This is a genomic window from Massilibacteroides sp., assembly GCF_028705895.1.
GTDB lineage: Bacteria > Bacteroidota > Bacteroidia > Bacteroidales > Tannerellaceae > Massilibacteroides.
In genome coordinates, this window is sequence record NZ_JAQWCQ010000048.1 from 1 (window position 1) to 14,125 (window position 14,125).

Annotated in this window: 10 protein-coding genes and 1 tRNA gene; 7 read left to right on the top strand and 4 right to left on the bottom strand. The window is 38.8% G+C overall.

The window, feature by feature from the left end:
- The first annotated feature begins 132 nt into the window (after nt 1-132).
- From PHT93_RS11615 to PHT93_RS11625, 3 genes are all read left to right on the top strand, one after another.
- Entirely contained in the window at nt 133-1,254 is a 1,122-nt protein-coding gene (locus tag PHT93_RS11615; protein ID WP_300243088.1) for a glycoside hydrolase family 76 protein, read from the top strand.
- 9 nt (nt 1,255-1,263) lie between these two features.
- Nucleotides 1,264-2,460 (top strand): glycoside hydrolase family 76 protein, encoded by a 1,197-nt coding sequence (locus PHT93_RS11620; RefSeq protein ID WP_300243091.1) that lies wholly within the window; start codon nt 1,264-1,266, stop codon nt 2,458-2,460.
- 65 nt (nt 2,461-2,525) lie between these two features.
- Nucleotides 2,526-3,962, top strand: coding sequence for a glycoside hydrolase family 125 protein (locus PHT93_RS11625; protein WP_300243144.1), 1,437 nt, complete (start codon nt 2,526-2,528; stop codon nt 3,960-3,962).
- Nucleotides 3,963-4,036: 74 nt separating this feature from the next.
- Here PHT93_RS11625 and PHT93_RS11630 read toward each other — a convergent pair whose 3' ends face one another.
- Nucleotides 4,037-4,861 carry an SGNH/GDSL hydrolase family protein gene (locus PHT93_RS11630; RefSeq protein ID WP_300243095.1) on the bottom strand — a complete coding sequence of 275 codons (825 nt, stop codon included), beginning with the start codon at nt 4,859-4,861 and terminating at the stop codon, nt 4,037-4,039.
- 726 nt (nt 4,862-5,587) lie between these two features.
- Nucleotides 5,588-5,661 (bottom strand) — tRNA-Met (locus PHT93_RS11635).
- Between the two features lie 197 nt (nt 5,662-5,858).
- Between PHT93_RS11635 and PHT93_RS11640 the strand changes: the two genes are divergently transcribed.
- The 4 genes from PHT93_RS11640 (at nt 5,859) to PHT93_RS11655 (ending at nt 10,811) form a co-directional block, all read left to right on the top strand.
- Nucleotides 5,859-6,239: an START-like domain-containing protein gene (locus tag PHT93_RS11640; RefSeq protein ID WP_300243097.1), complete on the top strand. Its 381-nt coding sequence runs from the start codon at nt 5,859-5,861 to the stop codon at nt 6,237-6,239.
- A gap of 72 nt (nt 6,240-6,311) precedes the next feature.
- On the top strand, nt 6,312-8,246 hold the full coding sequence (locus PHT93_RS11645; RefSeq protein WP_300243100.1) for an LptF/LptG family permease: 1,935 nt from the start codon (nt 6,312-6,314) through the stop codon (nt 8,244-8,246).
- Between the two features lie 72 nt (nt 8,247-8,318).
- Nucleotides 8,319-9,536 (top strand): bifunctional 3,4-dihydroxy-2-butanone-4-phosphate synthase/GTP cyclohydrolase II, encoded by a 1,218-nt coding sequence (locus PHT93_RS11650; RefSeq protein WP_300243102.1) that lies wholly within the window; start codon nt 8,319-8,321, stop codon nt 9,534-9,536.
- Nucleotides 9,537-9,617: 81 nt separating this feature from the next.
- Entirely contained in the window at nt 9,618-10,811 is a 1,194-nt protein-coding gene (locus PHT93_RS11655; protein ID WP_300243105.1) for a pyridoxal phosphate-dependent aminotransferase, read from the top strand.
- A 90-nt stretch (nt 10,812-10,901) separates the two neighbouring features.
- On the opposite strand, the gene PHT93_RS11660 is transcribed toward PHT93_RS11655, so the two are convergent.
- A complete protein-coding gene (locus tag PHT93_RS11660; protein ID WP_300243108.1) occupies nt 10,902-12,485 on the bottom strand; it encodes a sulfatase in 1,584 nt (527 codons plus the stop codon).
- A 170-nt stretch (nt 12,486-12,655) separates the two neighbouring features.
- On the bottom strand, nt 12,656-14,086 hold the full coding sequence (gene asnS / locus PHT93_RS11665) for an asparagine--tRNA ligase (protein WP_300243110.1): 1,431 nt from the start codon (nt 14,084-14,086) through the stop codon (nt 12,656-12,658).
- Nucleotides 14,087-14,125: the final 39 nt, after the last annotated feature.

Consider the following 14,125-nt stretch of genomic DNA (forward strand, 5'->3'; position numbering starts at 1 on the left):
GTGTTTATTGCTGACAGGTTGCTCCCCAGCAGAGCCTGTTTCCTCTTAACGCCCTGGTATAAAGATAGAATATGAAAGTTAATTAATAACAATAATCCAGGAGTTGCTTGGATTTTAAATGGAAAAAAACAAATGAAAAAGCTTTTTATATTACCTCTATTGCTCCTTTTCTTCTCTTGCGATGAAGACTATCCTTATGATCCGGGAACAGAGACAGTAGAGATAGATTGGAATACAGCTGCCAATGAGGCTACAAATTCATTGATCTCGAATTTCTGGAACGAAGCCGGCTATTTCAATTATGGTAGCAACGAATCGGATACAGGTTTCCAGTATTGGCCGAATGCACATGCAATGGATGTTGTCGTTGATGCTTACGAACGTAGCGGCGATGAAAAATACAAAGCCTATTTTGATAAATGGTACAGTGGCATCAAAGAATATAACGGGAATACCTATTATAATAAGTTCTATGATGATATGGAATGGATAGGATTAACGTTAGTTCGCATGTACAATAACACAAAAGAGGAAAAATATCTGAATACGGCGAAGGAATTGTGGACAGATATTAGTAATGGCTGGAATGATGAATATGCCGGCGGAGGTGTAGCCTGGAATAAGGATGAGTTATATAGTAAAAATGCTTGTTCTAATGGTCCTGCGAGTCTGCTTGCTGCTAAATTGTATCAGGTAACGAAAGAGGACACATATAAAGAATGGGCTATCAAAATATTTGAATGGCAGAAAAACACTCTGTACGAACCATCAACAGGTGCAGTTTATGATAATATTAACGGCCAGACTGATTTGATCAATACGGTTGTATTAACCTATAATCAGGGCACGTTTATGGGAACTGCCATCGAACTTTATAATATAACGAATGATGGCGCGTATCTTAATGTCGCACGTAAAGTAGCTTCTTATACTATTTCAAAACTGATTGACACCAACAGTGGCATTCTTAGGAATGAAGGAAGTGGAGATAATGCACTATTTAAAGGTATCTTTGTGCGGTATTATCTGCCGTTAGTAAAAGATAAAGAATTAAGTGGTGCATACCATACTCTTTATTTGACGGCGTTTAAAAAGAATACAGAAACATTGTGGTTAGAAGGATGTTATCCGCAAGTGCTTTTGTTCGGCCCTTCCTGGAATGAAATTCCTGCGGGAGAGACTCAATTGACAGCTCAGGCCAGTGCTTGTATGACAATTGAAATGAGAGCAGCATACGAGAACGCATTAAAATAATTTTTAGTAATGATAAAAAATTGTATATCTATTATACTTTGTATCACAGTCTTATCCAGTTGTCAGAGCAAAAGCTCTGACAACGGAAAAGATTATGCAGAGAATAAGAATCTTGAAAGAGCAGCTCAAACTCTTGACTCTTTATATCATCATTATGGAGTAGAAGGTACTTCCTTATTGAGGGAAACATATCCTTTTGACGATCAGCATAAAGCAACTTATTTAGCGTCAGAGGAACAAGCAGATCTACCCAATCAATACTCTTATCTATGGCCTTTCTCCGGTACTTTTTCAGCAGTGAATATATTATTTGAAACGACAAAAGATGCGGAGTATAAAAGGATATTAGACGACAAAGTTCTTACGGGATTAGAAGAGTATTTTGACACAAAAAGAGAGCCGGCAGCCTATAGTTCTTATATTAGCAATGCAAAGGCTTCTGATCGTTTCTACGATGATAATATCTGGTTGGGCATTGACTTTACAGATACTTATATGCTCACTAACGAAAAGAAATACTTAGACAAAGCTGAATTAATCTGGAAATTTATTCAAAGTGGTACAGATGATAAGCTGGGAGGAGGAATTTATTGGTGTGAACAGAAAAAAGGTTCTAAAAATACCTGCTCCAACGCTCCCGGATCTGTTTACGCACTTAAACTTTTTATGGCGACTGAAGACAGCAGCTATTTTCATCAGGGACTGGAGTTGTATAACTGGACAAAAGCCCACCTTCAGGATACTGAAGATTATCTTTTCTTTGACAATATTCGGTTAGATGGGTCAGTAGAGAAGACCAAATATGCCTACAATAGCGGACAAATGTTGCAAGCAGCCTCCCTCCTATACAAACTAACTAAAAACAAAGAATACTTAAACGATGCACAAGCAATAGCAAAGAGTTGTTCGTCTTACTTCTTTGTTGATTTTAAAGACGAGAATCAGGAAGATTTTCGTTTGATTAAAAATGGAGATATTTGGTTTACGGCTGTTATGTTAAGAGGATTTGTAGAATTATATACTATAGACAACAACCGGGCTTATCTGGAGCAATTTAATAGAAGTTTAGATCAGGCATGGAGCGCAATGCGTGAAAACAATGGTTTATTCAATACCGATTGGACAGGACAGAAAAAGGATGATAAGAAATGGCTGCTCACACAGGCGGCAATGGTAGAAATGTATGCCAGACTGGCATTTTTATAATAATGATTTTTGATATGAATAAAAGGCGAAAAGTTCAGATTTTAGGTTATTCTACTGTAGCTCTCATGCTATTATCAGGGAATGAGGCATTTGCCTCAACAGAGTTTTTATCACTATCCGCAGACAATACGCGTATAGAAAATGGTTCTATCTATACGAAAACGAATCGTCCGGCAAAAGCTGACAGACTATTCACATCAAAGGCTGTGGAACAGGAAATCCTGAGAGTGACAAAGATGTTGAAAAATGCGAAGCTGGCTTGGATGTTTGAAAACTGTTTTCCGAACACGCTCGACACGACTGTTCGTTATCGCAAAACAGACGGGAAAGACGACACGGTTGTTTATACCGGTGACATCCATGCCATGTGGCTTCGCGACTCCGGAGCTCAGGTTTGGCCGTATGTACAATTAGCAAACAAAGATCCGGAGCTAAAAGCAATGCTGGCTGGTGTTATCCGCCGTCAGTTCAAATGTATTATTCTGGATCCTTACGCCAATGCTTTTTTAGACCCGCACGATCCTAATCCGGATCATCAATGGATGTCTGATAATACTGCGATGAAACCGGAGTTGCACGAACGTAAATGGGAAATCGACTCCTTATGTTACCCACTTCGTTTAGCGTATCATTACTGGAAGACAACAGGCGATGCCAGTATTTTTGATGAAGAATGGTTGGGCGCAATCCAGAATATTCTGAAAACATTCAGAGAGCAACAACGCAAAGATGGACCTGGTCCATATCAGTTCCAACGTAAAACGGAACGTCAGTTGGACACGATGAACAACGAAGGAAAAGGAAACCCCGTTAACCCTGTTGGGCTGATTGCCTCAGCTTTTCGTCCTTCAGACGATGCAACGACGTTTCTTTTCTTAGTCCCATCAAATTTCTTTGCCGTTAGTTCTTTGCGTAAAGCTGCAGAAATACTGACTATTGTCTCAAAACGCGATGACTTAGCTCAGGAATGCACTACTTTGGCCGACGAGGTTGAGACTGCACTTCAGAAATATGCCATAAACAATCACCCGAAATACGGAAAGATTTACGCATTCGAAGTAGATGGTTTTGGAAACCAATACCTGATGGATGATTCAAACGCACCCAGTTTACTTTCTTTGGCTTACTTAGGTGATGTGAAGGTTAATAATCCTATCTATCAGAATACCCGCAAGTTCGTCTGGAGCGAAAGCAACCCTTATTTCTTTAAAGGAAAAGCCGGTGAAGGTATCGGTGGCCCGCATATTGGTTATGATATGGTATGGCCAATGAGTATCATGATGAAAGCTTTTACATCTCAGAATGATCAGGAGATCAAAGAATGTATCCGGATGATTCTCGCAACTGACGCAGAGACAGGCTTTATTCACGAATCATTCCACAAGGATGATCCAAAGAACTTTACACGTGCCTGGTTTGCATGGCAGAACACATTGTTCGGAGAGCTAATTCTCAAATTAGTAAATGAAGGTAAAGTTGACTTGCTAAATTCTATTCAATAATAATTTTTAAATTATTACCAAAGGTCGGGAAATCACTATTGTTCCCGACCTTTTTTTGAATTCTATCTTATAAATCAGTATTCGGAAGGAAGAGTTAACAACTGATACTGAATTGTTTTTGCTAACCGATAGTGCCCCTTTGCATTTGGATGGAGACGATCAGTTTTTTCGTTCGTAAAATAAGGAGTAAATGAATCCGCCACAGGATACAAACCGCTTATTGAATACAGATCAATTACCGGAACCGACCAATAAGAACCGGCCTTCTTCAGAGCATCTATATAGGCATCCAGATAAAGCCCCTGTCCGTTAGCAAAATCTTCGGACGGTTGTATGTTCTGCGCACCGAACTTAGCATACCCACGATGAATTGGCGTAAGAATAACAATTTGTTTTGTAGGATAATGCTCTTTCAGAAAAGACAAGACCTTATTTATCCGGCCACAGAACGTGCTGTCAGAAAGAATAAATGTACGGTGCTTCCGGTTTACAAACTTACCGTTATGATTCGTTTGCTTTATCTCTTCTGTAAAAAAATCACCAATCGGTAAATTGTTGTTGTAATCATTTGTGCCAGCCCAAATAAAAACAGCGTGAATAGAATCTTTCTTCTCGGCATAGACTTTTTCAGCCATACGGTAAATATCGCTCCATTGGTAACCACTTACCGCATAAACGGAATAATCAATATTTAAAAGCTCTTTTAAATACTGCCAATACCAATATGTAGTAACAGATGTGTTCGGGTCCGTCATTGAATCCCCTAAGTAGGCCACATGTTTACCATTCCATTGGGTATCTAATGTTTTCTCGGAATCCTTCACCACTACCCTATCCTGTGCAATTGCCAATATACACGCAAAAGCAAAGGTTAACAATACAACAAATCTTCTTATCATCTTCAGTCGGTTTTATATAAGTATATGATATCAGAACAAAAAAAACAATTTATAGTGGATAAAACAAGGTTTGATTACCTAAAAATAGCCCATTTTTTAGGCATTGAAAATCAACGATAAAACAGCCCCGAAAATATAAAAGTGAAATAAAAAACAATATAATAGCAAAATTTGTCATTTTCAGACAAATCGTCATCGGCTTCAACAGCGTTGTTTTAACGCGCTTTATTAAATAAAATGACAATGTATGTACCTGAAAAACAAACACCGAAAAAACACACTTAAAACGCACGATACGGCATGCCCGTTTTTTTTGAATTGTCAAAATTGAACAAAAAAAGACAATGGATAAAATCTCCCTATTCTTTTTGGAAAAAGATTCTATTCTTTTTTTGAATATAAAGGATATTTTTCAGAAAATAACCTTTATATTTTCGGTAAAAACGGGCTATTTTTAGTCTAAATACAATATTTATTGGTCTAAAACGATGCCATAAATCAAAAAACAAGGATGGACATTTTTTTACGCGTAAGTAAAAGGACGAAAAAAATATCTATTTGTCAAAATAAAACACAAAAAATCAAAACTATTCGATTGACTTTAATGTATTGTAAATCAATAACATGAACGGGATTGATTTTGTTGGAAGCCTCTGCTCAGCGTAATCTCCACTACAAAAATTGGACACAAAAAAAGCACTCATGGAATACCATAAATGCTTTTCGTAGCGAGAGGGGGGCATGATCCCCCGACCTCATGATTATGAATCATGCGCTCTAACCAACTGAGCTATCTCGCCATGTTCATCTTTTTCTAAAATGACGCTGCAAAAGTAGATGTTATTTTTATACTATGCAACTATTCAATCTGAAAAATACATTGTTTTAAAGCCAACTACAAACTAAGTGGCTTAGTCAGAGTTGTTTTTATGTGAATATTTTCGTCTGTTTGATTTCTTTTACGTAACTTGCTGCACATTAGATAACACCTTGAGTGATGAGTAAAGAGAAGTTTCATATCGAATATGTTTTTGATAAGGTCTCAAGAAAAAGTTTGTGGAATCATTTAACCACTCCTCCGGGACTTTCTTCCTGGTTTTCGGATGATGTAACAATTAATGGAGACTGTTATGTATTTAAATGGGATAAGGAAGAACAAAAAGCAGAAGTTATTTCAAAGAAACCGGAAATAAGTATTCGGTATAAATGGATTGATGAAGAAGCGCCTGTGTATTTTGAATTTATTATTCATACAATTGAGCTTACAGGTTCTACCGCCCTGGAAATTACTGACTTTGCTGACCCCGACGAGAAAGAAGATGCCATAGATCTTTGGGACACACAGATTGAAGAGCTCAAACGCACATTGGGTATTTAGAGTTGTTTCACAAAATACGATGACTGTCTTAATGTTTTTTGGATTACCTTTGCTTCTTCAATCAGACAGCTAATGTTTAGGATAAAACGACTATATACCTTCATGCTGCAAACATTTCTTCCGTTGTTCATTATGACCTTCGGGATTTGTTTGTTTATCGTGTTGATGCAGTTTATCTGGAGATACATCGATGATATGGTAGGGAAAGGGTTTGAAATGATTGTGCTGGGAGAAATGCTTTTCTATGCCGCCCTCTTCTCCGTTCCAATGGCTCTGCCTCTTTCTATCTTGCTCGCCTCGTTAATGACTTTCGGCAATTTAGGGGAGCGACTTGAGCTCCTGGCTATGAAATCTGCAGGGGTATCTTTGTTACGCATTATGCGTCCTCTGATTATACTTATCTCTTTTGTCAGTGTCGGTGCATTTTTCTTCCAGAATAATGTGATGCCGGTCGCGCAGGTAAAGCTTTATTCGTTACTCTATTCCATGCGACAGAAATCTCCGGAATTAAATATCTCGGAAGGGGTTTTCACCAAGGAGATACCTGGTTTCAACGTATATGTCAGAGAAAAAGACAAGACCGGCCTGCTCAAGGATATCATGATCTATAATTACTCCGAAGGTTTTGAACGAATAGACGTAACGCTTGCCGATTCCGGGCGACTAAAAACGTCTGCGGATAAATTATTTCTTGTTCTTACATTATATAGTGGTGAGTCTTTTCAAAATATGCCGGGTTCAGACAAAAGAGACCAGAATGTACCTTACAAACGTGAATCTTTCTCTGAAAAAGAGCTTCTCATTGAGTTTGATGCAAATTTCGTTCGTACGGACGAATCTTTTCTTCAGAATCGCTTCATGGGGAAAAATCTGAAGAATCTTCAATTATCGATTGATTCTATGAGTGTTCGATTGGACAGCATAAGTGATTTAAATGCAAAGGCTGTAATCGATCAGTCATACAGAAAGATTTTAGTACCTCATGTGCCCACAGAAAGCAACAATGATTCCAGTCAAGTGTCAACACTGACCGAGGTTATCATTCCAAAAGATATGCCGACCATCAATATTGATAGTTTATATCAGGCAGAAGCGCCAAGTAGTAAAGCGGCTATACTGGGGCGTGTAAAATCGGCTATAGATAATATTAAAGCCGAATATTATTTTAAATCATTTAATATTGCAGATGAGGCGTATAATTTACGCCGTCATATCACAGAGTGGCACTCAAAGTTCACACTCTCCTTTTCTTGTCTTGTGTTCTTTTTTATCGGTGCACCGATCGGTGCAATTATCCGTAAAGGAGGATTAGGAACACCGGTAGTAGTTTCCGTATTCTTTTTCATCTTTTACTATATGATAAACAATATTGGATTAAAAATGGCGAGAGATGGCGTTTGGCCGGCTTGGGAAGGAATGTGGTTAAGCTCTTTCGTGTTAGCACCAATGGGTATTTTCCTTACCTATAAAGCAGTAAACGATTCTGTTATATTAAATGCAGACACTTATCTGAATGCAATAAAAAACTTGTTTGGGAAGCGCGCTACGCGCAAAGTGGAAAAGAAAGAGGTTATTATCTTTGATCCTGATTACCCATCGGTGATAGGTAAACTGTCCGAACTGGAAGATCTGTGCAAGACGTATCTGGAGCAGAATAAGAAGCGTATTAATTACATTGCGTACTGGCAACGATTCGGGAAAGATCAACGCATTCCGGAATTATCGGAAAAGATGGAATCGATTGTTGAAGAATTAGGAAACTCTAAACATAATCTCGTACTTAACAAGCTAATGGATTATCCGTTTATTAGTGGATACACCTTATTAGCATCAAATAAATTTTCAAAAATCAGTATAGCTTTAGGTATATTCATTCCTTTAGGCATTCCTCTTTATTTAGGAGCATTGTATCAACGCAAACTCTTATTACACGACATACAAGTTACAAAGCGGGTTAGTTCTGAATTGAATGAAATGGCAACAAAGATTATTTCACCGACCGAGTAAGTTGAGGTTTATCGGGATAAACTTTATTTCCTAATTTTGTTGAAAGAAAAAATAAACAATACCATAATTATTATGAGTGATTATAAATTAAATACTGTAGAAGAAGCGATAGAGGACTTTCGCCAGGGAAAATTTCTTATTGTTGTTGATGATGAAGATCGTGAAAATGAAGGCGACTTTATTATTGCTGCTGAAAAGATTACTCCGGAGAAAGTTAATTTTATGCTGAAATACGGAAGAGGGGTTCTCTGTGCTCCAATTACAGAAGAAAGATGTCAGGAACTTGAACTGGAAATGCAGGTAAGTAAAAATACATCTGTTCTGGAAACTCCTTTTACGGTAACAGTTGACAAGCTTGGGGGTGGATGTACTACCGGCGTATCAATGTATGACCGGGCACAAACGATTCTGGCTTTGGCTGATCCGAATACTAAACCAAGTGATTTGGGAAGACCGGGACATGTTAATCCGCTTCGTGCGCGTTCAAAAGGTGTACTTCGCAGATGTGGACATACAGAAGCTACCGTAGATATGGCACGTCTGGCCGGACTGTATCCTGCTGGTGCTTTAATAGAAATTATAAATGAAGACGGAACCATGGCACGACTTCCCCAATTAATGGAAGTTTCTAAAAAACATGGTATTAAAATCATCTGTATTAAAGATTTGATTGCTTACCGACTTAAAAACGAATCGATAGTTGAAAAAGGAGTGGAAGTTGACATGCCTACTCAGTACGGGCATTTCCGTTTAATTCCTTTTAAACAAAAGAGTAATGGATTAGAACATATCGCACTTATAAAAGGAGAAATAAAAAAAGACGACCCTGTACTTGTACGCGTTCATTCATCTTGTGCTACAGGTGATATTTTTGGTTCGATGAGATGTGAATGCGGCGAACAATTACATAAGGCCATGAGTTTGATCGAAAAAGAAGGCAAGGGTGTCATTGTATATCTGAATCAGGAAGGTCGCGGTATCGGGTTAATGGAGAAAATGAAAGCCTATAAATTACAGGAAGAAGGCCTTGATACAGTTGATGCAAATCTTCACTTAGGACACAATGCTGATGAACGTGATTACGGAGTCGGTGCTCAGATACTGCGTTATATTGGAGTAACAAAAATGCGCCTGATGACTAACAATCCCATAAAACGTGTCGGGCTTGAAGCCTACGGACTTACCGTTGTTGAAAATATCCCGCTTGAAGTTACGCCTAACAAGTATAATGCTTTTTATATGAAAACAAAGAAAGAACGCATGGGACACATTCTTCACAATATTAAATAATGAACAAAATGTTTTTAAAATAACCCTGTTTGATTAATTTTGTATCGACAAATTAAAAACAATCCACACAAAAGAAACGACATGACACAAGTTTCAGAACGTTTAGCAAGTTTGTCGCCATCGGAAACTCTGGCGATGTCTCAAAAAAGCAATGAGCTAAAAGCTCAAGGTATCGACGTAATCAATTTAAGTGTAGGTGAACCGGACTTTTTCACCCCAGATCACATTAAGGAAGCGGCAAAGAAGGCTATTGATGCAAACTTTTCTTTCTATTCTCCGGTTCCTGGTTATCCGGATTTACGAAAGTCAATTGTTGATAAGCTGAAACGTGATAATAATTTAGACTTTACTGCTGACCAGATTGTTGTTTCTAATGGAGCAAAACAATCTGTATGCAACGTTCTGCTTAGTATTATTGGAGCAGGTGACGAGGTAATCGTTCCGGCACCGTATTGGGTTAGTTATGTTGAAATGGTAAAACTTGCAGAGGGAACAAATGTTGTCGTATCAGCAGGTATCGAACAGGATTTCAAGATTACTGCGGCTCAATTAGAGTCGGTAATTACACCTAAAACAAAAGCGCTGATTCTTTGCTCTCCCTCCAACCCTACCGGAAGTGTATATAGCAAGGAAGAATTAAAGGCTTTGGCTGACGTGATTGCCAAATATCCCAATATTATTGTTATTGCAGATGAGATCTATGAGCATATTAATTATGTAGGAAAGCACGAAAGCATAGCGCAGTTTGACGAAATAAAAGACCGTGTTGTCGTGGTAAACGGGGTTTCCAAAGCGTATGCAATGACGGGATGGCGTATTGGTTTTATAGCTGCTCCATTATGGATTGCGAAGGCCTGCAATAAACTACAAGGTCAATATACGTCAGGTCCTAATTCCGTCGCTCAGAAAGCAGCTGTTGCAGCATTTAGCGGAGATCAGACATGCGTAGAAGACATGCGTAAGGCCTTTCTTCGTCGTCGTGACTTGGTTGTCAAGCTAAGTAAGGAAATTCCCGGTATAAAGGTAAATGTTCCCGAAGGGGCTTTCTATCTTTTCCCTGAAGTAAGTTCTTATTATGGAAAGAAAGCAGGCGATCGAGTGATCGCAGACGGGGCTGATCTGGCTATGTATTTGCTTGAAGTAGGTCATGTAGCCACCGTAGGAGGTGCAGCATTTGGTGCTCCTGAATGTATTCGTTTTTCTTATGCTACTTCAGACGAAAATCTGATTGAGGCAATCAGAAGAATTAAAGAAGCATTAGCTGCATTGAAATAAGTTCTCAAATCCGAACAAAAATAGAATCGAGAGATTTAAGTATGTTTATCATACCGGAATCTCTCGATTTTTTATTTGAGTTTCTCATTCTTAGAACTCGTCAACGTTTAGGTTAGAACGATATTGATCAAGACGTTTCTGCAATCTGGCCTGCACATCTGCATATTCCGTCTGTCCATAGATATTATTCACCTCGTTGGGATCTTTTTGAAGATCATACAGTTCATTACTGTTTGCCTCCCCTTTCTCACCATAAAAGTGGATTAATTTATAACGATCGTCCCGAACACCATCATGTCGTTGTACCTGATGAATTGCAGGATAGTCATAATAATGATAATAGATATCTTCACGCCAATTCTGGGGTTTTTCTCCATTTTGCAGCGGAATCAAGGCTCGGCCTGTCATTGATTCAGGGATAGGCACATTAGCTGCGGTCAGGTAGGTTGGGGCATAATCAATATTCTGAACTAAAGCATCACAGGTAATTCCTCTTTTTTCCGCATTCGGGTAACGGATAATCAGTGGTGTCCGCAGAGACTCCTCATACATGAAACGTTTATCAAACCACCCATGTTCACCCATATAGAAACCTTGATCTGAGGTATAGACAATGATCGTATTATCCATCAATCCTTCTTTTTCGAGATAATCAATCAGCCGTCCGACTTCATCATCAATCGTTTTTATACAGCGCAAATAGTCTTTCAGATAGCGTTGATATTTCCATCTCAGCAAGTCGTCGCCTTTCAGATTCTGTTTGATGAACTTTTCATTAGAGGGAGTATAGGCGGCCATCCACGCATCACGTTGTTCGTCAGTCATACGAGCTAATATTGAATTCCACATCTTGTTGCCCCACTCGTTCTTATATTCATCTGTTTGTTTTAGTTCATCTACTTTCAGATCGTACACCAGAGTCATATCATCATCAATACGCATCTCTTGTTTGTGAGCGGCTTCTCCACGCGTTGCATAATCATCGTAAAACGTTTCGGGATACGGGAATTCCACATCTTCATATAAATCAAGATATTTGCCCTCAGGCATCCAGTTGCGATGCGGAGCTTTATGATGTACTAATAGGCAGAAAGGTTTATCTTTATCTCTTTCTTCTAAAAAGCGCAGGGCGTGATCAGTCGTAAGGGTAGTTGCATATCCTTCTTCTTTTACGTACTTTCCATTGCTTTCCGGACTCTTGAATTCGGGATTATAATACTCTCCCTGATCCCATAACACATGATAAAAGTCAAACCCTTTAGGCTCACACTGCATATGCCATTTACCGACTACCCCCGTTTGGTAACCCGCCTCATGTAACAATTCAGAGAAGAACACTTTTGTCGTGTCGATCCCTTTACCGAGTCGTCTTTGTCCGTTTTGATGACTATATAAACCTGTCATAAGGCATGCCCTGCTTGGCGTAGATAAAGAATTTTCCACAAAAGCCTTCCGAAACAGGACACCTTCTGATGCAAGCCTGTCAATATTCGGCGTTGGAGCTAAGCGAGAAATAGGATGTCCGTACGCACTGATTGTCTGAAAAGAATGATCATCCGTCATTATGTGAACAATATTCAATGGACGATTAGGCTCCGAACCCTTACTTGCGGAGCAAGCAGTAAGAAGAATTGCAGGAGTTAATAATGCTCCGGTTTTAACGAGTCTGTTCATGTGTATTAGTATTTAGTATCAATAGACCATGAAAATACAAACTGAGTTTGATTTAAACAAGTAAATGAATATAAGATGGCAAAACATAAGTGTTAATATTATAATAGGTATATCGCAAACGAGGGTGGTCAAAAATTGACCACCCTCGTCATATTAGAACTTATCTCTTTTTAAAATTCCGCATTATTCGGTGTACGTGGGAATGGAATCACATCCCGGATGTTAGCCATACCGGTCACGAACAGCAACAAACGTTCAAAGCCTAATCCAAATCCGGAGTGCGGAGCTGTTCCAAAACGGCGTGTATCTAAATACCACCATATATCCTTCATCGGGATATCCATTTCTTCAGCTCTCTTATACAATTTGTCGTAGTCTTCTTCACGTTGTGAACCTCCAATTATTTCACCAATCTTAGGGAATAAAACATCCATTGCGCGAACGGTCTTGCCGTCTTCGTTCTGTTTCATATAGAAAGACTTAATCTCTTTCGGATAATCGGTAAGAATCACAGGACATTTAAAATGTTTTTCCACTAAATAACGTTCATGCTCTGAGGCAAGATCAGCTCCCCAGAATATAGGAAACTCAAACTTATGTCCTTTAGCAACTGCTTCTTCAAGGATACGAACCCCTTCAGTATAAGGCAGGCGAATAAATTTATTATCTAAAATAAAATTCAAACGTTCAATCAGATCGTCTGTTTCTTCATTTTTGTAAAGATGCTTTCTGGCTCCATTCAGGAATTGAATATCTTCCATGCAATTATCTATCGCCCATTGAATACAGTATTTGATAAAATCTTCAGCAAGTTGCATGTTTTCTTCAATTTCATAAAAGGCAATTTCCGGTTCAATCATCCAGAACTCAGCTAAATGTCGCGGAGTATTTGAATTTTCCGCTCTGAAAGTAGGTCCAAAAGTATAAATTGCACCTAACGCCATAGCTGCCAATTCTCCCTCAAGCTGACCGGAAACAGTCAGACTGGTTTGTTTACCAAAGAAGTCGTCATCATAGAGAATACTTCCGTTTTCATCTTTCTTCAGGTCATACAGATTTTTTGTTGTTACCTGAAACATCTGGCCAGCACCTTCACAATCGGAGGCTGTAATTATCGGAGTATGGAAATAAAAGAATCCTCTGTCATGGAAGAATCGATGAATAGCCATTGCCATATGGTGACGAATACGGAAGACAGCGCCAAATGTATTCGTTCTTGGACGTAGATGAGCTATCTCACGCAGAAACTCCACAGAATGTCCTTTCTTCTGCAATGGGTAAGTTTGTGGATCTGCAGTACCATATATCTGTATCTCAGTAGCCTGAATTTCCGCACTCTGATCTTTCCCCTGAGATTCCACCAAAACACCATTAACACTGATACAGGCACCCGTTGTTATTGGTTTTAGAAACTCTTCACCCAGTTTTTCCACATCAACAACGATTTGAACATTATTTATTGTAGAACCGTCATTCAGAGCGATAAAGTTTACCATTTTACTACCTCGGCGGGTACGAACCCAACCTTTTACGTTCACTTTTTCTCCAAAGGACTTGCTTTTCAGCAGGTCTGCAATCTTTGTTCTGGTAATTGTTTCCATGATTTGTTTTAACTTATAATTCAAATAAGTTAGCCGGCT

Bases quoted from the DNA above. Each gene is read 5' to 3' on its own strand.
- PHT93_RS11615 (WP_300243088.1), top strand. From the start codon at position 133: ATGAAAAAGCTTTTTATATTACCTCTATTGCTCCTTTTCTTCTCTTGC.
- PHT93_RS11620 (WP_300243091.1), top strand. From the start codon at position 1,264: ATGATAAAAAATTGTATATCTATTATACTTTGTATCACAGTCTTATCC.
- PHT93_RS11625 (WP_300243144.1), top strand. From the start codon at position 2,526: ATGCTATTATCAGGGAATGAGGCATTTGCCTCAACAGAGTTTTTATCA.
- PHT93_RS11630 (WP_300243095.1), bottom strand. From the start codon at position 4,861: ATGATAAGAAGATTTGTTGTATTGTTAACCTTTGCTTTTGCGTGTATA.
- PHT93_RS11640 (WP_300243097.1), top strand. From the start codon at position 5,859: ATGAGTAAAGAGAAGTTTCATATCGAATATGTTTTTGATAAGGTCTCA.
- PHT93_RS11645 (WP_300243100.1), top strand. From the start codon at position 6,312: ATGTTTAGGATAAAACGACTATATACCTTCATGCTGCAAACATTTCTT.
- PHT93_RS11650 (WP_300243102.1), top strand. From the start codon at position 8,319: ATGAGTGATTATAAATTAAATACTGTAGAAGAAGCGATAGAGGACTTT.
- PHT93_RS11655 (WP_300243105.1), top strand. From the start codon at position 9,618: ATGACACAAGTTTCAGAACGTTTAGCAAGTTTGTCGCCATCGGAAACT.
- PHT93_RS11660 (WP_300243108.1), bottom strand. From the start codon at position 12,485: ATGAACAGACTCGTTAAAACCGGAGCATTATTAACTCCTGCAATTCTT.
- asnS (WP_300243110.1), bottom strand. From the start codon at position 14,086: ATGGAAACAATTACCAGAACAAAGATTGCAGACCTGCTGAAAAGCAAG.